The sequence below is a fragment of the Enterovibrio norvegicus genome (assembly GCF_002876705.1).
In the GTDB taxonomy this organism is placed as follows: domain Bacteria; phylum Pseudomonadota; class Gammaproteobacteria; order Enterobacterales; family Vibrionaceae; genus Enterovibrio; species Enterovibrio norvegicus_B.
In genome coordinates, this window is sequence record NZ_MDAG01000033.1 from 15653 (window position 1) to 38992 (window position 23340).

Below are 23340 nucleotides of genomic sequence, written 5' to 3' on the forward strand. Positions count from 1 at the left end.
TCTACATCTACATCTACATCCATGTTCGCAGTTCAATGATTCAACGATCGCATGGTCACTTGTTAGGCAAACAGCACGCCCTTCACAAAAATCATTACACGACGAAACGTCTGAATCTAATTATTTACCCAAGCGTACAAAACATATCCAGATCGTAAAAAATCCTTATTAATTCACTCACTTTCGTTAACTCTTCCATTCAAAGCTGTCAGCATTTGCATTCACACACCGTGCACATGTCGGCAATAAACATTCACACCGTGATTATGATGAGAATCTTTGTTCATTAGCATAAGTAGCGCGAATTGATGCTTAGCGTCATAAACATCACAATTCCAATGGTTTACATATCAATGGAGAGATACACCGATGGGACGCCACTTTCAGCTTATTGACAAGCCAACCTTCTTTGGCGCGTTAGGGCTCCTCTTTTCCGTGATCATCCCACTTCTTGTTTGGCCTACACAGGGCGCAGAGTGGATAGCAATCGCGAAAACCTTTATGACCGACAAGCTCGGTTTCCTTTACCTTGCTCTTGGTATTGGCGCTTTCTTTTTTATGGCTTACATCGTGTTCAGCGATATTGGCCAAATCAAACTTGGCGATGCTGACGAAAAGCCTGAATTCGCTACAGGATCATGGGCTGCCATGCTTTTCTGTGGGGGTATCGGTGCAAGTATCCTTTACTGGGGTACCATCGAATGGGCTTACTACTACCAGAATCCACCTTTCCAACTGGAAGCAGGCAGTGAAGAAGCCGTTCGCTGGGCAGCGACTTACGGTATTTTCCACTGGGGTCCAATTGCATGGTCAATCTACCTGATCCCTGCGATTCCAATCGCTTACTTCTTCTATGTGCGTAAGCAACCCGTATTGAAAGTCTCCGCCGCGCTGATGCCAGTGATTGGCGAAGCTCGCAGTCACGGTAAAACGGGCAAGTTGGTTGATGTGCTGTTCATCTTTGGCTTGTTAGGCGGCGCTGCAACCACGTTGGGTCTTGCTGCACCGTTGATCAACGAAGGTATCAGCTACCTGTTCGGTATTCCGTCTTCAACCATGTCACAAATCGGCGTGTTGTTGCTGTGTACTGCACTGTTTGCTTACTCGTCTTACAAAGGCATGGATGAAGGCATCAAGGTACTGAGTAACATCAACTTCTGGGGTGCATTAGGTCTGCTAGCGTTTGTACTGTTCGCTGGTCCAACCCTGTTCATGCTGGAAACCGGCCTAGATTCAGTTGGCCGCATGCTGTCTAACTTCTTCGTGATGGCAACATGGGCAGAACCCTTCGGCGGATACGGCACGTTTGAAGACACCCACTTCCCACAAGATTGGACCATTTTCTACTGGGCATGGTGGCTAGTATTCGCACCAAGCATGGGCTTGTTCGTCGCGCGTATCTCACGCGGTCGTACCATCAAGCAAATGGTGTCAGGTTCTATCTTCTTCGGTTCACTGGGCTGTGCACTGTACTTCATGATCTTGGGTAACTACGGTCTGTCGCTACAACTGTCTGGTCAGCTTGATGTGGTGAGCATCCTGAATAGCGAAGGTCCAACTCGCGCGATTTTCTCTATCCTTGAAACCTTGCCGATGAGCACCGTGGTGATCGCTGTGTTCACCGTATTGTGTATCATCTTCACCGCAACAACGTTTGACTCCATCTCGTTCATTCTGGCGTCTGTCGTGCAGAACAACGTGACTGAAGACCCAATGCGTTGGAACCGTTTGTTCTGGGCATTCACCCTGTCATTCATGCCTTCGGTATTGATGTTCATGGGCGGTCTCGCAACGCTTCAAACTGCGGCCATCGTGGGTGGTTTACCACTGTTGGTTATCACCGTCATGCTGATGGTTTCTGGTGTGAAGGCAGCGACATTCGACCTTTCTCATCAAGAAGGCTATGTCGACCCTGTTATCAACATTGAAGAGTTCGCAGACATTGACCCTTGGTCAAAAGAAGGCATGGCGATGGCACAATTTGAACGCCTGAAAGACGAAGCGGTTGCCGCTGCGGAAGAAGAGCGCGAAAAATTGAACGCGATTTGGAACCTGAAGAAAGAGATTCGTGCCACTGCCCTTTCACACGGCGAGTCTGGCATGGAGCTGGGTGACGCACCGCAAGAACAATTAGACGAAATCCAACGTCTGACTGACGAAGCAATGGCAGCTAAAGAGCACAAGCTACAAGCCTCAGAAGCCGCTCAACATGCTCGCATGACGTTCAATGAGTTAATGCGCGAACGCAAACGTCTGGAAGAAGAAAACCAAGACGACATGAAGCCTGCATAACTCAGTAACACCTCCCCCTATGAAAAGGCCGAGAAATCGGCCTTTTTTGCGAGTTAAAACAAACGTTAAGATATAGTTTTTAGATAAGATAGCTGCCTTTATTTTTCTACTCTAGGCAACTCCTCAATGAAAAAACTTTTAATCGCATCTCTTTTCACCCTCCCTCTAGTTTCCTTCAACTCCTTCGCCGTTTTTGGTGAAAAAGACATTAAACAAGATCATATATGTCATGTTTCCAATGGCGTTGAAGCCAAGAAACAATGTAAAGACGGTGACGTTCTCATGTGGCTACCGAATAGCTTTGGCAACGAACAGTATCCCGTTCTTTATACAGCTTTGTTTTGCGACTTCACCCAGCAAGTAACCCATACAGTAGGTGGTACTACGTGTATTTTCACGTCCAAACGAAAAGCTCAATGGGCTCAGTTTGGTGTAGAATAATTGCTGTAATTTAACCAGTTACCTTTGTTTGGATACGCCGAAAAAGCACTTTCATGAAAAGAAACGCATGAAACTCGATGTTGAGGTGTATGCGGGTGGGCTTGTTGAATTGCAGTGCGAAAAGAAAACAAGAAGATGTCACTGCCCACCAGCGAGCAGTGACATTAAAATCATTTCTCTACGAACATATGATTGGCTTTGGTAACGCCTCGATCGTAGGTGCAGAAGGTGTCTGTCGCGGCTTCGGTTTTACTGTGAATTTTAATATTGGTAATCACTTCCACTGCGCCCGCGTCATAACACGCTTGCTGCGCTTTCTTCACGATTTCCAGTAAGTAGTTCAGCTCCCCTTTCATGGTCGTTTCCATGGCACCAACTTGATACGGCACATCGGCGGCTTTTACGACCTCAATTGCTTTATCCACCACTTCAAAGTTATTCCCTTCTTTCAATCGAGGGATCACTTGGAAAGCCACAAAAACATCTGGAACCATCGCATTTTCTGTCGACATTGGTTTCTCATTTTATAAAGTTAACGCTATCTGGATACTACCATTTTCTTGCACACAGAGAATGCATTGAAACGTCGATAAGGCGGCGATTTCGGGTTGCTAATTCAAATGGTGAGAGGATAATGCGCCCTCTCCTCTTGCTGGAAAAAGTGCTCTAAATGCGTCTTGATAAGTTTGTTTGTAAAAGCACCACGTTAACCCGCTCCGACGCCATCCAATACATTCAACATGGCGCTGTTTCGGTAAACGGAGAGATCGTGAAAAACGAAAGATCGCAGGTGCATGAAAGCAACTCGGTAATGCTAAACGGTGAAACACTCTCGCCTCGCCCTTTCCGCTACATATTGATGCACAAACCAGCAGGCACCATTTGTTCCAATGTGGATGAAGCCTATCCGTCTTTGTTTAACGGCACCCATATCGAGCACACGGAAGAACTGCACATCGCAGGACGATTAGACGCAGACACAACGGGTTTGGTTTTGATCACTGACGATGGGCATTGGTCTTTTAATATCACTACACCCAGCAAGCACTGTGAAAAAGTCTATCGCGTCGGGCTTTCTCGTCCCATCCGTGATGATGCAGCAGAGCAATTTGAACGCGGCGTCCTGTTACAGGGCGAAAGCAAACCAACATTGCCCGCCAAGCTCAACATCGTTAGCCCTAAAGAGGTCACGCTCACCATCACCGAAGGGAAGTTCCATCAAGTAAAGCGCATGTTTTCTGCGATTGGAAATCGCGTCGTTTCGTTACATCGCGAGCGTATCGGAGAGATATTACTTGATGTAGAAGAAGGAAAATGGCGTTTTCTCTCAGAGGGTGAAGTAGCGTCGTTCAGGCACTGATACTCAAAAACAAAAAAACGCAGAGACATTCATCTCTGCGCCCTAAACATTGTTTCTGTTTGTTGAATATTGGTAAGGCTGCGAATTAACGCTCACCTTGCACTTCAAATTCATCAAACACCAAACGCGCTTTGCCGTCTTCTTGGATTTTCCAATGTTCGCGGTGCACAACGCCAAATGCTTTATTCATTGTCCAATCAGCACTGAGGATGAAACCCTCATCGCCTTCCGCTGCTTCCCACTTCACATTGGTGTAATTCACGTCAGCGAAGCCTTGGTCCATGATTTGCTGCCAAAACGCTTGGATTTCTTCGCGCCCCGTAAACTCACCAAATGGACGCGCTTTCATTAATGTTGTGTGATCAGCATACTGCGCTGCACAGCCCGCTGCATCCTGATTGTTGAAGGCTTCTTGCCACGCTTCAATGCCAGCTTTGTAGGTAGAGAGCTGTTCTTCATTATTCATTAATTTAGCCTTGTCTTAAATATGTGAAAGGACTTAGTGTAGAAACATGATTAGATAAGATAAATAAAGTAAAACAAACGCATTGTTCGCCCATACAAAACAATATGAATAAACTTAGAAAAATGACCTTGTTCATGAACGTGGTCGAAGCAGGATCCATCACAAAGGCAGCGGACAAACTCGATATCTCGAAGTCCGTCGTTAGTCAGTCCTTAAAACAACTCGAAGAAGAGCTGGCGACGACCTTGCTTAAAAGAACAACGCGTCGCCAATCTCTGACCCAAACGGGTGAACAGTTCTACAAATACTGCTGTGAAATGCATCGGCTCGCAGAGCAAGCATGGGAAGACATGAAGATTCAGCAGACTGTGCCAAAGGGGAAGATCACCCTCACGGCACCGAACGCGTTAATGTCTTCATTGGTTGTCCCTGCGCTGCTGGACACGTTCGCTGAGTTTCCAGATGTGGAGTTGGATCTGATCAACGATGACAGCCAGCTCGATTTGATGGAGAACAATATCGATCTTGCCATTCGAGCGGGTAATTCCGCGCACAGCAATTACAAACAGCGCCGCATTGGGGAATTTCGCGACGTGCTGTGCAGTGCTGTAGGCAATGATTCCCCCATGGATGAAGTGCCCTATGTGGTTCATCAATGGCAACCACGCCTCATTGTGCATCAGCTCTACAATCCCAAAACTGATGAAACGCTGTCGCTCACGTTTTCACCGCAACACAGAACGAACGCGATGCAAACCACGCTCGCTCTGATTGAGTCAGGCTATGGCATGGGTATTTTGCCCAACTTTATCGTGGCCGCAAACCCAACGCTCAAGCCCGTGTTGCCGGATTTTCAGATGCCGCGCGTAAACGTGTATGCCATTCACCCATTTCACGGCAACGTGCCCATTGGCGTGAAAATGGCCATTGCTGCCATTGAAAACGCCTTGCAGGATTACACGTTTCCATTACAGCTTTCTGCCGTTTGATCGCATCGCCAGCGTTGATAGCTAGCTATACCGTTTTTGGCGTTTTGGCGGAATGTGACGTAAAAAAGCCTGCATCGTGCAGGCTTTTTCATTTTTACAACGTGGATAAAGCTACGAAGCGACATTCGCTTTTTGGCGTTTCGACCTATGTTCATCCAACAGGTAGATCACCACACTCATCAAAATACACCCGCTGATAAGGTTGATGACCGACGTCATGGTGCCATCAAACATCGCGCCGCTGATGTCAATAAGTACCGCCACAAGTGCCAAACGAATTGCCGTGACTAACGAGGCGCTAACACCGGTTTGTTCAGGTACCGCTTCCATTGAACGCGCAAAGAAAATACCAATACACACACCCGCCCCGAGTGAGTAAATCACCATCAGCGCAGTGATCAACAATGGGTGTTGCTGCCAATGCGTGGGTATGACAAACATGGCAAAGGTCATCAACACAATGGTTAGAAAGCCGCAACGACGTAAGCCATTCACCCCAAACCCTTTGATCATGCGCCCATTGCTCACGCTCGCAATCACGAAGGCCACCAGCAAACTCACTTGATAGAACGGGAACACCGCGCTGTCGACACCCAAGTGGTTCACGAATATCAACGGCATATTGGAAATGAAAATCATGTAGCCGGAAAATATCATGGTGGTGATCAAGGTGTTTGCCCAGAACTCACCGTTTTTCAATACCATCACATAGTCGCGTCCAATGCCTTTCACTGACAACGGCTTACGCTTTTCTACCGGCAAGGATTCGGGCAATTTGAGAAAGCAAATCAGCCCTGTTGCAATGGTAAGTGCAGCAATAAACACAAAGTTATAGGTGTAACCAAACTGGTAGTTTATCCAACCGCCGAGCATGGGGGCGAAGGCAATGATACTCACCACCAAGCTGTTCAAATCAGACACGATTTCAGCCGCTTTTTCGGCTTTGTATAAATCAAATACCATCGCCGCACCGATGATCATGCACGCCGCACTGCCGAAGCCTTGAACAAAGCGCCAGAAAATCAATATATCGATGTTGTTGGAAAACACACAGCCAATACTGCCGAGAATAAACAAGGCATAGCCGAGATTAAGCACATGACGACGCCCAATGGCATCAGAAAGCGGCCCATAAATTAACGATGCAACACAAATACCCAAAAAGTTGAAACTGAGTACGCGTTGGATCATGGTTTCATTGGTATTAAACGCAGCCATCATGTCTGGAAACGCCGGAAGATAAATGTCCGTCTCCATCGCTGCCGCGAGAAATATCATCAAAATCAAAAAACGAATAGTACGTTCGCTTAATGCACTGGTTGGCATGTCAGCCCCTTTTAGACAAAAGAACGTTTTGCACTAGAAAATGCGAGTGGCAGACGTTGCACTGACTTCGAAACGCGTAATTTTCGCCAAAGACGAAAACGAAAACGATCTAATCGGCGGTTTTCGCTAAAGGCTCAAATTTACGGCGCAATAACAGCGTAGAAAAAATAGAAGATGAAGATCAGTACAGTGTCTAAGAATTTGCCTGCTCGGGATCACATCGAAAGGCAGAAAGGTCATGGATGAGTCCAGCTCGAAGAATACAACGGAGGATAGTGCTGCATTCCCACAATGTAACCTGACAACCGTTACCTTGTGTCGCCTTGAGGAAACGATGACGTCAACGTTCGCACAGGCTTAGATAGGAGAAAGTGTTACTTTCGGTCGAGATTCTACCTTTTATCATTACAAAATCAATGGCCTTTTTTCACCCAATTCAATGATCAAGGCGTATTCCTTCATCTTGCTGGCAATTTTAGAGCATTAACTCTAAACTGTTTGCATCTCTCCCAATGTGGACACCTTGATGTTTGCCAGAATCCCTTTTTCTCTGCGCGCACTTGCCCTTGTGACCCTGCTTTTTCCTGTCACATTAGTATCGCAAAACGCCCACGCAGAATCCCTGTCATTTGCCGAAGCATGGCACGCCGTTCTTACCCGCAATGATGCCATTGCCGCAGAACGCGCAAACGTGCAACGCGCTGAACACATGGAAAACGCCGCCTCTGCACATCACTTACCCAGCATTTCTGTCAGTGGTAACTACACACGGTTAGATCAAAACGTAGAAGTGTCGCCGTCTCAACTCGCGCATCATATGAACGGGGGTGAGGCGATTGGCAATCTAATGGGGTCATTAGGCAATCTCGACAACATGTTAACGACCACCTTGGCGGACCGCGATGTATACACCAGTTCAATCCGTGCTATCTGGCCGATATTTACAGGTGGTCGCATCTTGGCTGCTGAAGACATCGCCAGCGCACAGAAAGAAGAAGCGACCTATTTGATGCAAATGGCGCAGCAAGCCAAGTTTGAAGATCTCGCCAAGGTGTACTTCTCAACCGTGTTAGCTGAACAAGTGGTGCAAACCCGCTTAGAGGTTGAACAAGGCCTCGCAAAACACCTCGACCACGCAAAGAAAATGGAAGCCCAAGGCCAAATCGCGCGCGTTGAACGCCTCCAAGCAGAAGTGTCCTACGACAAAGCAAAAACGGAACGCAAGAAAGCACAACGGGATTTAGATATCGCCCACGCTGCGCTGCAAACCTTGGTGAAAAGCAACGCGCCTGTGACACCATCAAACGGCTTATTCACGCAAGAAACCGTGCCAGCCATGTCAGCGTTTCTTGCTAAAACCCTCGCAACGTACCCTGGGTTAAAAGTGTTGGATGCGAAACGTCAACAAGCGGATGGCCTTGTCGACCTCGAAAAAGGCAAGTATTACCCGCAAGTCTTCCTTTACGGAAACTACAACTTGTATGAAGGCGATTCACTGACCGCAGAACTGACCCCTGACTGGGCTGTTGGTGTCGGTGTCAGCATTCCGCTTGTCGATAATGGCGGCCGTTCAGACAAACTGAAAGCAGCACACAGCACAGCCGTTCAAGTGAATCACCTTCGGGCTCAAGCAGAGCAAGATTTATCGCTGTTGGTGGAGAAGACATGGCGTGAAGCAGGACAAGCCCTGGAAGAATACCAAGGTTTAGCGTCAAGCATTTCACTGGCCGATGAAAACCTTCGCTTACGCGAAAAAGCCTTCGTTCAGGGGCTATCCACATCACTGGATGTGGTCGATGCCGAGCTTTACCTCGCTAGCATCAAAACGCAACAACTAGTGGCTGCTTATCAGTATGTTTTATCCCTGTCTCGCCTTCTTGCGATCAGCGGTGACATGAACGACTTCGCGAATTACCAAGCTGCTGCACTGCAATTATCAACGTCGCCAACCCTTTCTCTCCACACATCGCAACAGGGATAAACATCATGTCTAAAGTAAAATCTGCCATTCTCGTTATTCCTGCTGTGGCACTGGTAAGTTGGGTCGGTTTCAGCTTCTATCAAGCGTATCAACCTACGCCTGAGCGTTTTCAGGGGCAAATCGAAGCGCAGCAGTATAGCGTGTCTTCGAAAGTGCCAGGGCGTATTGATGAAGTGCTTGTGCGTAAAGGTCAGCAGGTTGATAAAGGCGATTTGATTTTCACTTTATACAGCCCAGAACTTGATGCGAAACTTGAGCAAGCAAAAGCAGGCGAACAAGCTGCGGGCGCGATGGCAGAACAAGCAGAGAGTGGCGCACGTTCGCAAGAGATCAACGCAGCTCGCGACCAATGGCAAAAAGCCAAGGCTGCATCAGCGCTATATGAAAAAACCTACCGCCGTGTTGATGCCCTTTACCGTGAAGGCGTGACCGCAGAACAAAAACGCGACGAAGCCTTCACCCAATGGAAAGCATCGGAATACACAGAAAACGCCGCTCGCCAAATGTATGACATGGCGAAGGAAGGTGCGCGCACAGAAACCAAACGCGCTGCACAAGAAAAGGTACGCATGGCAGCAGGCGCGGTTGCAGAGGTAGAGGCTTACACGCAAGACACCAAGATCCACAGTTGGTATCAAGGCGAAGTGAGCCAAGTGCTGCTGCACCCAGGCGAACTCGCGCCACAAGGCTTCCCTGTTGTGACAGTGATTGACATGAACGATGCATGGGCCGTGTTCAACATTCGTGAAGACAAACTACGTCAGTTCCAAAAAGGCACACAGTTTGATGCCAGCATTCCAGCCTTAGGCGAAAGCACTTACCGCTTTGAAGTCACGCACGTGGCCCCTATGGGCGATTTCGCCACATGGCGTGCGACAAACAGCCAACAAGGCTATGACATGCGCACCTTTGAAGTTGAAGCGCGCCCGGTTGCGCCAATTAGCGAACTGCGTGCTGGCATGAGTGTGTTAGTCACAGAAAACGCTACCCAAAGGTAAGTGGAATGAAAAACACCACATTCACCTCCTTACTCTGGCAAGAATGGCGACTCATCGCTTCTGACCGTTGGCTCGCGGCTCTTTTGGGCGGTTTGCCATTAGTGATGTTCTTATTGGTGTGGGCGATCTTCTCCTCGGGAACAGGACGCGATTTGCCCATTGGGGTTGTCGATTTAGACAACAGTGCATTGTCTCGATCGTTAGTACGGTATTACGATGCCACACCTACACTCGCAATCCGTACATTCAGCGAGATAGACAGCGCGTCAGCATCGTTAAACAGTGCCAAAACTTACGCCACCGTCGTGATCCCCCATGATTTTGAAAAGGCGACAATACGTGGTGAAAATCCGGATGTTACGGCGTTCTACAACAGTCAGTACATCTTGATAGGTAAACTTGTCAACTCGGCACTCAACCAAGCGCAGAGTACCCTTTCCGCATTGGTCGCCACCCAAAGCGAAATGCTTCATGGCACCACCGTTGCCAGCCAAGCCGCTGGATTGTCTGTTCCACTTCGGTTTCAACTAGTGCCCCTGTTTAATGCTGGCACCAACTACGCGCAGTTCTTGGTATCCGCCATTATTCCTGCGCTATGGCAAATCACCCTGGTCGCCAGTGGCATGCTTTCTATGGCGCTGACGGACAAACGTATTGGGCTCGAAACCTACTTCCGGGGTCCTGTTGCGAAAAAGCTCACGGTGAAAGTGCTAGGGTCGGCGCTTCCCCTTTGGTTGTTGGGTGTGGGTTTTGCTACCGGCATGCACTGGGGATTGGGTTGGCCAATGAACGGCGATTGGGCCATTTTACTCACCGCACAATGGCTCATGGTGCTAGCAGGGTTAGCTGTCGGCGCATTGCTGTATGCTGGCTCGCGTGATGCTGTGCGCGCGATGAGTTTGGTTGCAGGTTTCACCGCCCCTGCATTTGCATTTATGGGTGTGAGTTTCCCTGCGGGCGAGATGCCTTTTTTAGCACAATGCTGGCGTGCCATGCTGCCCGTTAGTCACTACATCACGTTGCAGATAGGCCAATTTAACTACGGCGCAACACTGCAACAGGCCATGCCCGCCCTGCTTGCATTGGCTTCATTTAGCCTGATCTGGTTATTGATTGGGCTCAAAATGAAACGCCTTTCGACCAGCCCAGACCATATTCAATCAGTGGATGCATCGTCTTCGGAGGTGGCCTCATGAGCTGGCGTGATGTCTTCATTAATGAACTTTGTCGATTGTTCTCGAACCCTGCAGTGGTCTTCACCGTGTTCGGCGGGATCATTATCTATTCGTTGCTCTACCCGCTACCGTATGCCAATCAATTGCCACGCGAGTTGCACATTGCCATTGTCGATCATGACCAAAGCCAGCAAAGCCGCACCTTCATCCGTATGTTGGATGCAACACCGCAAGTGCAGGTCGTGAAACAACTCGGAAGCGAAACCGAATCCAGCCCATACTTTGCTTCCGCAGAGATTGAAGGCGTGGTAACGATTCCGCAGCACTTCTATCGCGATCTCTTGCTCGGCAAGAGTCCTGTGGTGTCGGTGGGTGGAGATGCGTCATTCTTCCTCACCTACGGCACGATCGTCGAAGGCGTGGTAGCAACAGGCAGCACCCTCGGCGCGCAGGTCAAAGTGCAACGCGCGTTAATGCATGACACGCCAATGCCGTTGGCTGCTCAGCAATACGCACCGTTTTCGCTCAATGCTGTCCCCGTATTTAACCCAACCACAGGGTATGGCGACTACGTGGTACCCGGCGTGTTTATGCTAATTTTGCAGCAGACCTTGCTGATTGCGTCAGGCATGTTAGGTATCTCGGCAGGCAATGCTAATGCCACGCCAGCTTTAGCAAGAAGCAGCAAAAGTTTGTGGGCCAGAACCGCCATTCTTACGGGGATTTACTGCATCATGGCAATGTATTACTTGGGGGCAAGTTTAGAGATTAATGGCGTAAACAGAATGGCGGAACCCTTACAGTTGGCGGCCGTTATCTTACCTTTCCTGCTTGCTACCATTGGCCTTGGCTCTCTGATAGGCATCGCCATCAAGCGGGCTGAGATCATCACACTGATCGTATTATTAAGCTCAATGCCTTTGCTGTTCATCGCTGGGTTTGTTTGGCCAAGCAGCGCCTTGCCAACGTGGTTGAATGTTATCGCGCAATTTGCACCGTCTACCTTGGTGATACAAGCAACCTTGCAATTGAATCAAATGGGGGCAGATTTCCATAGCCAGCTCGGGCATCTCACCCAGCTTTGGCTTCAAGCGACTGCCTATTTGGGCTTGGCGTTTTACCTCAAAGGAAAAGCTAACCGCGCAGCCTAGGCAATCTACTAAATCGTAATCATACAAAAAGCCAGAAAGGCCCCACCTCGGGGGTTTTCTGGCTTTTTTACGCACAGTTACCTTTCACGCATTTTTCAATGCAGTTCAAACTATTGTGTAACTCTCTGATTGTTTTCTAAATACGTCATTATGCTCTTTAGATTTGCGATGCGGATTACACCCTCGATTCGAAAGTCTTGAAGCTGCTTATTAACAACGTACACATTGTTAGCCACCCCACATAATCTGGGCTTTTTAGCGGTATTTTATGTCCGCAAATAACCCGTAAAACAGACCGCCCTCTCACTATGAGAATTTGTTAAAACCTCGCCTTAAATCTGCGTCAGCAAATCTAAAACTACCCCAATCTGAATGCTTTTTTTGTGTTCTTGCATTCCACACAATGGGCACACTTCGGTCACTCAACTTTTGAACCCACTTGTACCGAAACAGGAGCGTACTACATGAAAAAGCTAGCGTTAGCTGCAGCATTGATCAGCGTGTCTGGTGCCAGTACAGCCGCACAAAGCGTGGATGAGATGTCTCAATTGACCATCATCCCAAATCACAATGCGACCTTGATTCGAAACTTTAACCCCTACTTGCCGGGCCGCCTTCATACCGCACGTGATTTCATCTACGAACAGTTGGTTATTTTCAATGAACTGAAAGCGAACCGCCCTGAATACCGTTTGGCAACCGACTATTATTTCAGCGACGATCTAAAGCGCATTACCTTTGAAATTCGCGATGGCGTGAAATGGTCTGATGGGGCGCCATTCAGCGCAGAAGATGTTGCCTTCACCTTCAACATGGTGAAAGACACGCCAGCGTTAGACGATCGCGGCGTGAACAAGATGGTGAACAAGGTTGAAGTTGAAGGAAGCAACAAAGTGACCTTCCATCTTAACGAAATCAACACGAACGCCGCTTACGAGATTTCATTGATCCCTATCGTCGCGAAACACGTGTGGAAAGAAGTGAAAGACCCAACCAGCTTCGTGAACACAAACCCTATTGGTACAGGCCCGTTCACCGAAATCCCAACCTTTACGTCTACTTTGTTCTTGCAGTGTCGCAACCCAAATTACTGGGACAACGCAAACCTAGACGTAGATTGCTTGCGCGTGCCTCAGTTCAACCACAATGACCAAGTCCTCGCGGCACTCATCGACTCTCAAGTTGATTGGGGCGGTTCGTTTGTTCCGGACATTGATGCGACCTACGTTAAAGCGTCACAGCATCATGGCTACTGGTACACCGCAGCAGGTACACAATCGTTCGTGTTTAACTTCAACAACAGCGATCCGGTAAAACAAGAAGCACTGAACAATGTCGATTTCCGCCGTGCGTTCTCGATGGCGCTTGATCGTCAATCTGTGATTGATATTGCCAACTACGGCAACGGCACAGTGAACGATTTCGCATCTGGTTTGGGCTATGCCTTTGAAGCATGGTCAAACGAAGAAACACACAACAAATACCGCCCATACATGTCTTTCAACACGGACGGCGCAAAGGCACTTCTGAAGAAAGCAGGGTTTGTGGATCGCGATGGTGACGGTTTTGTTGAAACCCCATCTGGCAAACAACTGACGTTAGATATTCAATCACCAGGCGGTTGGACAGACTTCAATAACGTGGTGACGCTCTCTTCAGAACAATTGGCCGATGTCGGCATTCGTGTTCGTGCAAGAACACCAGATTTCGCCGTGTATAACCAATCCATGTTGAACGCAGGTTATGACATTGCTTTCACCAACTATTTCCACGGCCCAACGCCACATAAATATTGGAGCAGCGGTTACCACTCTAAATTGCAAAAAGGCGAAAGCATGCCGCGCTTTGCCATGCACTTTTGGAACGATAAGAAGCTCGATACCTTACTGGACGATTTCTACAAAACAGATAAACGCGACAAGCAAATCGACATCGCACATGAAATCCAAAACATGATTGCTGAAAACCAAGTCACGGTGCCTGTCATCTCTGGCTCTAACTTCTACCAGTACAACACCCAACGTTTTACGGGTTGGTGGAATGCGGACAACCCGAAAGGCCGCCCAATGCCATGGGAAGGCACACCAGAGCGTGTTCTGCACGTGTTGGATTTAAAACCTGTCATTTAAGTTAACAATGTAAGACCAAGCCAGAGCAAGGAAACGTGCTCTGGCTTTTTATTGGAGAATGACGGTGCTTCGAGGTGTTTTAATCGGGTTCATTAAAAGATATTAAAATTAATACGTTAGTATCATCGAATTTTGGCTTACGGTATAAACAACAAAGCCGGAGGATCAGAATGAGCAAACTGCACACATTTCATGGGTCGTGTCACTGCGAAGCCGTAACCTTTGAAATTGATACGGATTTACACGAACTGACGACGTGTGATTGCTCAATATGCATTAGAAAAAATGCATTGATGGTCAAAGTTCATGAAAACGCCATGCGAATTCTTTCTGGTGCAGAACAGCTAACCACATACCAGTTTCATACCAACACTGCTGAGCACTATTTCTGCAAAATCTGTGGTATTTATCCCTTTCACCGTAAACGCGTCACACCCGATTATTACGGCGTGAATGTTTTTTGTCTTGAGGGCTTCGACCCTACTGATATACCGGTGCGTGCAACCATTGGTAAAGGCATGAGCTAAGGTCTTTTTGATGTCGAGACGTGGCATTAATCCGCGCAAGTTCGCGTTATCCACCATTGCTTAATCCTCGACTCTTCCGATTCCTCTATTCACTCTCTTCCGTACAACAACTCTGTTGCTATCTGGCCTCAACAACAATATGTTCATCGTCAGATGTGACCAGGTGTGCTTTGTTCTGCTCAATCATCTGCGCGGCATACGACGGTGTCACTGCTTGAATTTCACCGCTTGCCTTAAAAGTAGGCGCCTCCCATGCCTGGTCTTTGTACTTCCCTGTCTGCGTATATTGAATCAATACTTTCATCACTCACTGCTCCGCGTCATTAACGTGCCACTAACAGTAATGGGTTTATTTCTGTGTCGCACCCGCTAAAAATGAAACATAAGTTTAACGAAATGAAACCATTGCCAACTCGACACGTCGGCGATCACCCCATTGCTCGAATGAAAACGCCACAGAAGATACCGCAGCGCATCCCCACAAGAATCAATGATGAGACATATGAATTCTTTTCTATACTCAGAAGTACCCCAGTGATTAGACGAGGCGTTACTAATGAAAGGCTTGCATTGCACCATCATGTTGCTTTGGTTGTTTTCAACAACCGCAGCCGCCGAAGTTGGCGTGACAGAAAATACGATCACATTTGGTATGAGCAATGCCCTTTCAGGGCCAGCATCAGGGCTAGGTAGCGGCGTCAAAGCAGGAACACTCGCCTACTTTGAAAAAATTAACCAACAAGGCGGCATTCACGGCCGCCAGATCAACGTCATCTCACTCGACGATGGGTATGAACCCGATCGCGCGGCCAAAAACGCCAAAAGGCTAATCTACACAGACAAGGTTTTTGCATTGGTAAGCTTCGTGGGAACGCCAACATCAAAAGCCGTTGTTCCCGAAGTGAATCGCGCGAAAATCCCGTATATCGGCCCGTTTACGGGCGCAGAATTTTTGCGTAACCCTGCCAACAAAAACATTTTCAATATTCGCGCCAGCTATTTCAGCGAAACGAAGAAGCTCGTCGATCATTTCATCAACGACCTTGGCTACAAGAAGATCGCTGTGTTCATTCAAGATGATGGTTACGGCGCGGCAGGTAAAGCGGGTGTGCAGAGAGCCCTCAGAATGCGCGGCCTTAAAATCCACGCCGAAGGCAGATACAAACGCAACACGCTCGATGTAGAACAAGGCTTAAACAGCATCATGGCCAAGAAACCTGATGCCGTCATTATGGTTGGCGCATACAAAGCCTGTGGCGCATTTATCAAGATGTCTCATGACAAAGGGTTCTATCCAAAATTCGCCAACATTTCCTTTGTTGGAACCAAAAAGCTGATCGCTGAATTAGGCGATGCTGGCGATGGAAGCTACATCTCTCAAGTCATGCCAAACCCCGATGAAAGTACCCTCAAAATCATCAAAGACTTTAAGACAGACATGCAAAGCTATGGCGTGGACAACCCTTACTACACGCAATTAGAAGGCTATTTAAACGCAATGGTCATCGTTGATGCACTTGAGCAGTCAGGCCAATACTTAACGAGAGACCGTTTCATTGGCGCGATGGAAGGCATGAAAAACAAAGATTTTGGCGGGTTGAAAGTCAACTTTAGCAAGTCTGATAGACAAGGCTTGGACGACGTTTATCTCACGCAAATTCAAGACGGGAAAGCCCTACCTATCCAAACAATGAAGTGAATGTATGACTATGTGGTTCAAAATTTTTTCGGGGCTGTCACTGCGTTATCGTATTTTATTGCCGCTGATTGGCAGTATTACGGTATTTCTGATCGTTGCCGCCCTGTTCTTCCATCAGATGACATCAAATGAACTTTCTAAAATCCAAAAAGGAAAGGTGGAGGCCCTCGCAAGCTTTCTCAAGCAATCGAGTAAATCCTACATACTGAATTATGACTTATCAGCGTTGGAAGACTTCGTCAGCGTGGGGATGCAAGATGAAGACATTGACCACATAGAATTCGTTGACGCAAATGGCTTGCCCTACACAGAAACAAAACCCAAAACAGTGGATCACGAGGTTAAAACCTATACAGGTGACATCTTGGCGCAAGACGGTTCAGTCTTGGGCGTGTTAAATATCACCTATAACGAGAAGAATTCAACCGTTGCTTTACAACAGAACTTGCAGGTCATTTTGGTCTGCTTTTTCACCATTATCGCCCTGCTTTGCATCATCATTTACATTGTTGCGCTTCGCCTTTCAAAACCGCTCATCGCGATAACACAAGATCTCGCCAGCGTTTCAGACGATGCGCTTGATAACTCACGACTGGTGCTCAAAGGTGCAGAAAGCCTGGCGGATGGCGTAGAAAAACAACGCGCCGCATTGGATTCCAATGTGTCAGCCATTTCTGAAATCACCGAAATGGTGAAGCAAACTAACCAAAATGTGTTGGGGTGTTTAGACGTATCAAAAGGCACACTTGAATTAAGCAATGAAGGCAGCAAAAACATGGATAAATTGGCACATTCGGTTGTGCTCATTGAAAACTCCAACAAGCACCTTCAAGAAATCAACGACATCATCCAGAAGATCTCGGATTACACCAAAGTCATCCACGACATCGTTTTCCAAACCAAGCTCCTGTCGCTCAATGCGTCTATTGAAGCGGAACGCGCCGGTGAACATGGGCGAGGCTTTGCGGTTGTCGCTCAGGAAGTCGGCCAACTGGCATTAACATCAGGCCAGGCCTCGCAAGACATCGACAAGCTGCTCAAAGATTCCATGGTCACTGTTGGGGAAATCGTCAAGGAAACGGAACTTCGCGTGAAAGAGAGCAAAGCATTGTCAGAACAAACCCAAGTCAGCTTTTCTGGCATTTCCGATCAAATCCAGGGGCTTTCTCGCGAAATAGATTCATTCAGCGAAGCGTTTAATCAACAGATGAAAGGGATCGTTCAGGTTAACTCCGCCATGGAATCCATGGCGGGCATCGTGAACAGCAACCATCATATCGCCAATGAAACGTCACAAGTCTCGATGAGTTACAAAGAACAGAGCTTAAAGCTCAAACAAGTCACGGATACGATGAAGGGACTCATCAAAGGCAAGAAAGCGGCAAGTTAAGCACGAACAGTTGTTTACAAGCAGCGAGCTCTGCCCACATATGTTGTGGGCAATGCTAAATGTTTCATGTTTTGTCATAGATGCCTTCATACATACCTTCCCAAGTAAGTCATTGAAAGGTTTATGCTCTGCGGATACCTTGAAACCTCCCCACTCCATTTCTACCAATCCACTTTCTTCCAAGTGATAATACCAATCCGCTAACCTGCACGACTGCCATTCGGCATTGGCGTTTCTGGCATCGCTAAACAAGGCACTTGTTTGTCTGCATAACCAATATCAAACAACATACCTTGAGAGATTTCTCCTGCCATCTTCTGCTCAGGCAGATTGACAACAAACAGCGCCTGTTTACCTTCAATTTCATAAGGATTTTCACGTTCTTGCTTAATACCGGCAAGAATTGAGCGCTCATGATCACCAAAATCCACGGTCAATTTCATTAATTTGTTTGATTTCTTAACATCAGAGACCGCCGTAATGGTACCAACGCGAACATCCAATTTTTCAAAATCACTGAATGCGATAAGATCTTTAATTGGCGCATATTCCATTTTAATTCTCTTAGTTTGTTTTTTGAACCGACACCTACCATAAACGGCAAGCTCTTTTTGCGAATCTAGCCCATAATAGGGCGAAGTTTGTTAGCCTCTGAATCGCGACTTTTCCGCCAGCAACTAACGAACGTACCATTCTGGAAGCCCAACCAATTAAAAGTAATCACAATATTTCGCTCCGAAATCTAGATTGACTTGATGGAAAAACTGGAGGTAAGCCCACTACATCAGTAAGAGAACATGATTATCTAAACATCGAAGTTGGACCCTTGAAATGACTGAGGGCTATCGTCTGTATCGTAGGAGAAATAAAGCATACAGACCATTACTAAGTGTTTTTATTGAGAATGTCATTTATTCGGTTTGGCATCCCTCGGCCATTGTTCCACCATCTATTTGGATTGCTACTATCTGGATTATAAGAAGACCTGCTTACCCAATCCTCTCTTAAAAAAATAACAGGCTCTTCGTAATGATGAACAAAATGAATCACATCCATAACTTTTTCTAGAATTAATAAATCTCTTTCGATAGAAATCTTAAGCTCAACCATGGGGTATGTTTCAGTTTCACCAGCCGTGTAACCTGCTACATGCGTTGTCGTCGTTGATCCGCTTTCTGGCTGAGAGGTTTCCATACCCTCGGCAGATATACTCGCATTCCTCTTGTACCGTCCATAGCTCAATGGATTAACATCTAATACAGCATCTAGAATTTTATCCACATTTTCTATGGGCGTTTGAATCTCTAACGTAAATACAGGCACAAAGTGACCAGATTTAGCTTTATATTGATCTAGATTCATAATTTTAGCCCCCACATTACTTATTTTTCAGCAGAAGACCACTTATTCATAGAATGAATAAAATCATCAATTTGTGCTTCATCTGTAGCCCATGATGTACACAGACGAAGAACTGAGTGTTGATCATCATGTTTTTTCCATATGTAAAAGTCGAACTTTTTCTGTAATTTATCAATCACATTATTAGGTAATATAGGAAAGACCTGATTACTTTCTGTTTGAGCAGATAGAGTATATCCACAATCGCTTATAGCAACTGACAGTTTGTTTGCCATTAAATTGGCGTGCTTACTTAATTCAAAAAATAAATCGTCCTTAAACAACTCTGAAAACTGAAGCCCTAATAAACGTCCCTTCGCCAACAATGCTCCTCGCTGCTTTATATGAAATGACAGATCTTCTGCGAGTTTTTTATTTGGTATGACAATAGCCTCGCCCATCAAAGCACCTACTTTAGTGCCGCCGATCCAAAATATATCTGCGAACTCTGCCATATCGTTGAGACTAAGATCATTAATATCAGCGGTTAATGCAGCTCCCAATCTCGCGCCATCAACCAATAGTAATAATTCATTCTTCTTGCACAGTTTTGAGAGAGCTTGTAACTCCGACTTTGTATAAACCGTTCCTACTTCTGTTGCATTAGATATATAAACTAAACGAGGTTTTGCCATATGTGGGTAATGAGCATTGTTTGCTAATGCAATTTCAATATTTTCAGGTGTAACTTTCCCGTCTACAGGTGGCACTGTAATGATCTTATGACCTGTTGCTTCAATAGCCCCAGTTTCTCTAACAACAATATGACCGATATCAGCCGAAATAATAGCTTCGTGAGGCCTGAGTGCGCTTGCAATAATAATGATATTCGCTAACGTCCCTCCGCCCACAAAATAAATAGGGATATCTGGTTTATCGAAATGCTCTCGAATTTGTGTTTTAGCCTGCTCTGAGTATTCATCATTACCATAAGCAGTTTGCTGAACCATATTAGTACTAGCCAATGCTTTGAGTATATTCGGATGACACCCTTCACTATAATCATCCAAAAAACTGTATTTATTCATCGTCCTACCTCTTTTACAACAAACTCTTGAGTCATCCAACACGTTATCGATCAATAAAGCCCAACGGTGTGATAATGGGCTCTTTCCCGCACTAAACCCGACCAAACCCATGCACCCACATCACTGTCTAAGCGCTTCGAGATTGGCAAAGTATCCTGTTCTATACATTCATTCCTGCATCACACCCCAGCCATCTAAGTAGCCTGTCACTAAAGCGACCCTTCCAGTCAGAAGCTTCTGAAGCTCAAATATTGATTTATAAGTCACAATCATCTTTTTAGAAACTTCTAGTTCCATTCCGCCCTCTTCATAAGGACGAGTCTCAATATTTACATACCGACATTCGTCTGCAACGAACATCCGAGCAATTCGGTCAGCCTCTTCCTCAGTAGCAAAAACAGCATAAAAGTCGACAATATGCTCTTTTGAAAAATCAAATTTGCTAGCTTCCATACGGCGAAATACATCGCCGATATCGTCATCGGGATATTCCATAGATTTCCCTCATATACATTAAAAGCTGCCGCATTGATAAATCGTCCCGTTTATAGCCTTGTTATTGCTGTTAAACATCAGCTGCCATATAAATCAAAGGCGCATACAGCATGAAAGTTATGCATATGGGAAACAATGATAAAACGGTTGACCAGACACTTTGTCTTAAAGCCAAGCAAACCCCAAACAGAAGGATTGACACAATATATGGCAATAAACCAAAGTTTTCTAATATAGCCGAACTTGACATACTCTCTAGAAATGTCTCATCAGAAGTAATATCTATGGCATTATAATAGTTAATGTCAACTCTATAAGTGACCGATAAAACTATCAGAGTGTAAGCTGCATTTATACCCAATAATAATCTCAGAATAGACTTTTTCGAAAACAATCACTTACCCTCAACAACGCTGTTATAACGGGCACTTGCCCACACTTAAACTAACCCCATGTCTTCACGCTACTTCTTAAGCGCTCGAGAATGGCAAAGTGTACTATTCATGACCTTGTTAGCCGCTAAATCTTCATACTATCGCGACTTAGCCGCCAACACTCAACGAACGCGCAGGTTTGTGAATTCAACTGCAGCCTAAAATACAGAATCACTCGATAAAACCACAGGCGTCGAGTTCAACTTAACAAAGATAGCCACATGATTTTGCATCGAGTTTGGGATTGGTTTGATGAGGGTTTTGAGATTAAACAGCCTGCGACAAATAGAGGAACGCTCTAGCCAAACATCGCAAACTAAACACGGAGAGCAATGACGGATAGCGTCTTGCTCTGTTGCGCAGCGGTTGGAGCGAATTTAAAAAAAGCGCGAAGATCGCTGCGTCAAATGGAACAACTTGTTAGGCTTTATCTTTACCACCTCAACTGCTCCAAGCTAAAGCTGCTTCTTAAGAAAAACTCTAGAGAACTTCCCTCCATATTCTTCTAGCAGCCCAAATTGATGATAGCCCCTTTTAAGATAAAACTCTGGCGCCTGAAAACTGAATGTATCTACATGCGACGCTTTACATCCTCGCTTAATAGCTTCCTTTTCAGCCGCATCTAAAATATTGGTGCCCAGTGAAGCTCCACGATGACTTTGAGTAACCCAAAACTGCCATATGTGGAACCAGTTCCCACAAGTCTCTCCCAAGAGGCCACCAATAAAATTTCCCTCTTTATCATGGCAATACACAGACAGACATTCACCATTCTCTGTTACAAAATTTTCCGCATGGCGATCCAGACCTTTATCGATTATCTCGTCAGCCGACTCATCTGGTCTATTTGTTGTCGTAATTTTCATATAACGATAAGTGTGCCTAACGTTGTGATAATGGGCGCTTTTCAAACCAGAAAAACTGATTTAAATTATTGTATTAATGCCATTTACAATAGCTTCCACATGGACAAGGCGTCCCGTTCATAGCCTTGTCATAAGCGACTTTTTTTAAGCCTCTTATACATTCCATAGGCTTCTGGCGCCGTGTAGTCAAAGCCCAGTTTTTCGTAGAACTCTGGTTTGTCGGCTATTAGTGACACGTAAGAGCCGTCATTAGCCGCTTTTTCAAGATAAGACTCTATTTTCTCCATAATCGTCTTACCTAAACCCAAGCCCTGATGGTTTGGATTGACTGCTATATCTACTATCTGGAAAAAGCATGCCCCATCGCCGATAACTCTCCCCATACCGACCAAACCATTAGAATCTCTGACACATACGGTATAGAGCGAGTTACTTAAACCTACATGTGCCGCTTCAAGTGACTTAGCAGACAGGCCAGCATCCAATCTTAGTTGACAATATTCTTCCGAACTTGGAGTTTGCTCCAGTACTTCATAATTCAAAACTGAAATTTCCTTGTAGCTTATAATGTTGTGATAACGGGCACTTGCCCGCACTAAACCTGACCAAACCTATGTATTCACAATACTTTCTAAGCGCTTCGAGATTAGCAAGGTGTCCTGTTGATGACCTTGTTATGTGCTCAACCTTGGCTGAAGGAGATGAAGTTAATTTGATCATCTTTTACCCAAAATAAAGTCCAGTCATTCACATCACTCCATTCAACGAAGTAAATAAAGCAATTATTATCAGTAACTTGCTGGAACGGGAGCATTTTACTGGCTATAAAATTTATCGAACATTCAACCGGTGATTCAGCAGACTCTTCTCGTTCTATTAGCCAGTTAAAATCATCGGACCATTCCTCATGGTGGGATGCTTCCAAAGGCATTAACACCTCATGTTTCTCTTTAATCAGATCCAATATCTCACTGTTTCCTGGAAATGATGCTGCCAACTTATCATAAATCCCAGTTCCGCCAGCATATAGGGTTATATCGTAAACTAGGCCTTTCTTTATTGGCTCGAACTTTAAGTGGCTTGAAAGTGCAGCGAGCCCCTTCTTTTTCAAGAAGTCAGAACTTCTATATCTATATTCTTTTCCGTCGTAGTTCCGCATCGATTTCTCTCAGACTCTAGTGCACATAACGTT

At 46.1% G+C, this 23340-nt stretch carries 23 protein-coding genes; 12 read left to right on the plus strand and 11 right to left on the minus strand.

Annotated features, from left to right (window positions below):
• The first annotated feature begins 369 nt into the window (after nt 1–369).
• Together BCT27_RS16555 and BCT27_RS16560 are read left to right on the plus strand one after the other, a co-directional pair.
• Entirely contained in the window at nt 370–2292 is a 1923-nt protein-coding gene (locus BCT27_RS16555; RefSeq protein ID WP_102392074.1) for a BCCT family transporter, read from the plus strand.
• 126 nt (nt 2293–2418) lie between these two features.
• Complete coding sequence (locus BCT27_RS16560; protein ID WP_102319352.1) at nt 2419–2733, plus strand: hypothetical protein; 315 nt, start codon at nt 2419–2421, stop codon at nt 2731–2733.
• 170 nt (nt 2734–2903) lie between these two features.
• Here BCT27_RS16560 and BCT27_RS16565 read toward each other — a convergent pair whose 3' ends face one another.
• Entirely contained in the window at nt 2904–3245 is a 342-nt protein-coding gene (locus tag BCT27_RS16565; protein WP_102392075.1) for a thiamine-binding protein, read from the minus strand.
• Between the two features lie 158 nt (nt 3246–3403).
• Here BCT27_RS16565 and BCT27_RS16570 point away from each other — a divergent pair, with 158 nt between their 5' ends.
• A complete protein-coding gene (locus BCT27_RS16570) occupies nt 3404–4093 on the plus strand; it encodes a pseudouridine synthase (protein ID WP_102392076.1) in 690 nt (229 codons plus the stop codon).
• A gap of 85 nt (nt 4094–4178) precedes the next feature.
• Here the strand turns inward: BCT27_RS16570 and BCT27_RS16575 are convergent, their stop codons facing one another.
• On the minus strand, nt 4179–4559 hold the full coding sequence (locus BCT27_RS16575; protein ID WP_102319349.1) for a nuclear transport factor 2 family protein: 381 nt from the start codon (nt 4557–4559) through the stop codon (nt 4179–4181).
• A 122-nt stretch (nt 4560–4681) separates the two neighbouring features.
• Between BCT27_RS16575 and BCT27_RS16580 the strand changes: the two genes are divergently transcribed.
• Entirely contained in the window at nt 4682–5548 is an 867-nt protein-coding gene (locus BCT27_RS16580; RefSeq protein WP_102319348.1) for a LysR family transcriptional regulator, read from the plus strand.
• Between the two features lie 111 nt (nt 5549–5659).
• Here the strand turns inward: BCT27_RS16580 and BCT27_RS16585 are convergent, their stop codons facing one another.
• The gene (locus BCT27_RS16585; protein WP_102396290.1) at nt 5660–6874 is read right to left on the minus strand and encodes a multidrug effflux MFS transporter; all 1215 of its coding nucleotides are present in this window, start codon (nt 6872–6874) and stop codon (nt 5660–5662) included.
• Between the two features lie 526 nt (nt 6875–7400).
• Between BCT27_RS16585 and BCT27_RS16590 the strand changes: the two genes are divergently transcribed.
• The 6 genes from BCT27_RS16590 to BCT27_RS16615 all read left to right on the plus strand — a co-directional run bounded on the left by BCT27_RS16590 (nt 7401) and on the right by BCT27_RS16615 (nt 14835).
• Nucleotides 7401–8855, plus strand: a complete 1455-nt coding sequence (locus BCT27_RS16590; RefSeq protein ID WP_102396291.1) for a TolC family protein — start codon at nt 7401–7403, stop codon at nt 8853–8855.
• 5 nt (nt 8856–8860) lie between these two features.
• The gene (locus BCT27_RS16595) at nt 8861–9853 is read left to right on the plus strand and encodes an HlyD family secretion protein (protein ID WP_102396292.1); all 993 of its coding nucleotides are present in this window, start codon (nt 8861–8863) and stop codon (nt 9851–9853) included.
• A gap of 5 nt (nt 9854–9858) precedes the next feature.
• Complete coding sequence (locus tag BCT27_RS16600) at nt 9859–11049, plus strand: ABC transporter permease (protein WP_102396293.1); 1191 nt, start codon at nt 9859–9861, stop codon at nt 11047–11049.
• Complete coding sequence (locus BCT27_RS16605; RefSeq protein WP_102396294.1) at nt 11046–12179, plus strand: ABC transporter permease; 1134 nt, start codon at nt 11046–11048, stop codon at nt 12177–12179. The genes BCT27_RS16600 and BCT27_RS16605 overlap by 4 nt, the downstream gene beginning before the upstream one ends.
• Before the next feature lie 464 nt (nt 12180–12643).
• A complete protein-coding gene (locus BCT27_RS16610; RefSeq protein ID WP_102319342.1) occupies nt 12644–14308 on the plus strand; it encodes an ABC transporter substrate-binding protein in 1665 nt (554 codons plus the stop codon).
• A 170-nt stretch (nt 14309–14478) separates the two neighbouring features.
• Nucleotides 14479–14835 carry a GFA family protein gene (locus tag BCT27_RS16615; protein ID WP_198597580.1) on the plus strand — a complete coding sequence of 119 codons (357 nt, stop codon included), beginning with the start codon at nt 14479–14481 and terminating at the stop codon, nt 14833–14835.
• A 118-nt stretch (nt 14836–14953) separates the two neighbouring features.
• Here BCT27_RS16615 and BCT27_RS16620 read toward each other — a convergent pair whose 3' ends face one another.
• Nucleotides 14954–15139 carry a hypothetical protein gene (locus tag BCT27_RS16620; RefSeq protein WP_102319341.1) on the minus strand — a complete coding sequence of 62 codons (186 nt, stop codon included), beginning with the start codon at nt 15137–15139 and terminating at the stop codon, nt 14954–14956.
• A gap of 252 nt (nt 15140–15391) precedes the next feature.
• On the opposite strand from BCT27_RS16620, the gene BCT27_RS16625 reads away from it, so the two are divergent.
• The gene (locus tag BCT27_RS16625) at nt 15392–16534 is read left to right on the plus strand and encodes an ABC transporter substrate-binding protein (protein ID WP_102392057.1); all 1143 of its coding nucleotides are present in this window, start codon (nt 15392–15394) and stop codon (nt 16532–16534) included.
• A gap of 10 nt (nt 16535–16544) precedes the next feature.
• The gene (locus BCT27_RS16630) at nt 16545–17924 is read left to right on the plus strand and encodes a methyl-accepting chemotaxis protein (RefSeq protein ID WP_241908589.1); all 1380 of its coding nucleotides are present in this window, start codon (nt 16545–16547) and stop codon (nt 17922–17924) included.
• A gap of 200 nt (nt 17925–18124) precedes the next feature.
• Here BCT27_RS16630 and BCT27_RS16635 read toward each other — a convergent pair whose 3' ends face one another.
• The 7 genes from BCT27_RS16635 to BCT27_RS16670 form a co-directional block, all read right to left on the minus strand.
• Nucleotides 18125–18478: a tRNA-binding protein gene (locus BCT27_RS16635; protein ID WP_102392055.1), complete on the minus strand. Its 354-nt coding sequence runs from the start codon at nt 18476–18478 to the stop codon at nt 18125–18127.
• A 331-nt stretch (nt 18479–18809) separates the two neighbouring features.
• Nucleotides 18810–19286 (minus strand): hypothetical protein, encoded by a 477-nt coding sequence (locus BCT27_RS16640; RefSeq protein ID WP_198597581.1) that lies wholly within the window; start codon nt 19284–19286, stop codon nt 18810–18812.
• Between the two features lie 20 nt (nt 19287–19306).
• Complete coding sequence (locus BCT27_RS16645) at nt 19307–20353, minus strand: threonine aldolase family protein (RefSeq protein WP_102396296.1); 1047 nt, start codon at nt 20351–20353, stop codon at nt 19307–19309.
• A 168-nt stretch (nt 20354–20521) separates the two neighbouring features.
• Nucleotides 20522–20848 carry a ribonuclease E inhibitor RraB gene (locus BCT27_RS16650; RefSeq protein WP_102396297.1) on the minus strand — a complete coding sequence of 109 codons (327 nt, stop codon included), beginning with the start codon at nt 20846–20848 and terminating at the stop codon, nt 20522–20524.
• Between the two features lie 889 nt (nt 20849–21737).
• A complete protein-coding gene (locus BCT27_RS16660) occupies nt 21738–22148 on the minus strand; it encodes a GNAT family N-acetyltransferase (protein WP_102396299.1) in 411 nt (136 codons plus the stop codon).
• A gap of 128 nt (nt 22149–22276) precedes the next feature.
• The gene (locus BCT27_RS16665) at nt 22277–22690 is read right to left on the minus strand and encodes a GNAT family N-acetyltransferase (protein WP_102392050.1); all 414 of its coding nucleotides are present in this window, start codon (nt 22688–22690) and stop codon (nt 22277–22279) included.
• A 140-nt stretch (nt 22691–22830) separates the two neighbouring features.
• A complete protein-coding gene (locus BCT27_RS16670) occupies nt 22831–23307 on the minus strand; it encodes a hypothetical protein (RefSeq protein ID WP_102396300.1) in 477 nt (158 codons plus the stop codon).
• Nucleotides 23308–23340 lie beyond the last annotated feature (33 nt).

What these genes read in the sequence shown, in the direction of transcription:
- BCT27_RS16555 (WP_102392074.1), top strand. Translation starts at nt 370, where the DNA reads ATGGGACGCCACTTTCAGCTTATTGACAAGCCAACCTTCTTTGGCGCG.
- BCT27_RS16560 (WP_102319352.1), top strand. Translation starts at nt 2,419, where the DNA reads ATGAAAAAACTTTTAATCGCATCTCTTTTCACCCTCCCTCTAGTTTCC.
- BCT27_RS16565 (WP_102392075.1), bottom strand. Translation starts at nt 3,245, where the DNA reads ATGTCGACAGAAAATGCGATGGTTCCAGATGTTTTTGTGGCTTTCCAA.
- BCT27_RS16570 (WP_102392076.1), top strand. Translation starts at nt 3,404, where the DNA reads ATGCGTCTTGATAAGTTTGTTTGTAAAAGCACCACGTTAACCCGCTCC.
- BCT27_RS16575 (WP_102319349.1), bottom strand. Translation starts at nt 4,559, where the DNA reads ATGAATAATGAAGAACAGCTCTCTACCTACAAAGCTGGCATTGAAGCG.
- BCT27_RS16580 (WP_102319348.1), top strand. Translation starts at nt 4,682, where the DNA reads ATGACCTTGTTCATGAACGTGGTCGAAGCAGGATCCATCACAAAGGCA.
- BCT27_RS16585 (WP_102396290.1), bottom strand. Translation starts at nt 6,874, where the DNA reads ATGCCAACCAGTGCATTAAGCGAACGTACTATTCGTTTTTTGATTTTG.
- BCT27_RS16590 (WP_102396291.1), top strand. Translation starts at nt 7,401, where the DNA reads ATGTTTGCCAGAATCCCTTTTTCTCTGCGCGCACTTGCCCTTGTGACC.
- BCT27_RS16595 (WP_102396292.1), top strand. Translation starts at nt 8,861, where the DNA reads ATGTCTAAAGTAAAATCTGCCATTCTCGTTATTCCTGCTGTGGCACTG.
- BCT27_RS16600 (WP_102396293.1), top strand. Translation starts at nt 9,859, where the DNA reads ATGAAAAACACCACATTCACCTCCTTACTCTGGCAAGAATGGCGACTC.
- BCT27_RS16605 (WP_102396294.1), top strand. Translation starts at nt 11,046, where the DNA reads ATGAGCTGGCGTGATGTCTTCATTAATGAACTTTGTCGATTGTTCTCG.
- BCT27_RS16610 (WP_102319342.1), top strand. Translation starts at nt 12,644, where the DNA reads ATGAAAAAGCTAGCGTTAGCTGCAGCATTGATCAGCGTGTCTGGTGCC.
- BCT27_RS16615 (WP_198597580.1), top strand. Translation starts at nt 14,479, where the DNA reads ATGAGCAAACTGCACACATTTCATGGGTCGTGTCACTGCGAAGCCGTA.
- BCT27_RS16620 (WP_102319341.1), bottom strand. Translation starts at nt 15,139, where the DNA reads ATGAAAGTATTGATTCAATATACGCAGACAGGGAAGTACAAAGACCAG.
- BCT27_RS16625 (WP_102392057.1), top strand. Translation starts at nt 15,392, where the DNA reads ATGAAAGGCTTGCATTGCACCATCATGTTGCTTTGGTTGTTTTCAACA.
- BCT27_RS16630 (WP_241908589.1), top strand. Translation starts at nt 16,545, where the DNA reads ATGTGGTTCAAAATTTTTTCGGGGCTGTCACTGCGTTATCGTATTTTA.
- BCT27_RS16635 (WP_102392055.1), bottom strand. Translation starts at nt 18,478, where the DNA reads ATGGAATATGCGCCAATTAAAGATCTTATCGCATTCAGTGATTTTGAA.
- BCT27_RS16640 (WP_198597581.1), bottom strand. Translation starts at nt 19,286, where the DNA reads ATGAATCTAGATCAATATAAAGCTAAATCTGGTCACTTTGTGCCTGTA.
- BCT27_RS16645 (WP_102396296.1), bottom strand. Translation starts at nt 20,353, where the DNA reads ATGAATAAATACAGTTTTTTGGATGATTATAGTGAAGGGTGTCATCCG.
- BCT27_RS16650 (WP_102396297.1), bottom strand. Translation starts at nt 20,848, where the DNA reads ATGGAATATCCCGATGACGATATCGGCGATGTATTTCGCCGTATGGAA.
- BCT27_RS16660 (WP_102396299.1), bottom strand. Translation starts at nt 22,148, where the DNA reads ATGAAAATTACGACAACAAATAGACCAGATGAGTCGGCTGACGAGATA.
- BCT27_RS16670 (WP_102396300.1), bottom strand. Translation starts at nt 23,307, where the DNA reads ATGCGGAACTACGACGGAAAAGAATATAGATATAGAAGTTCTGACTTC.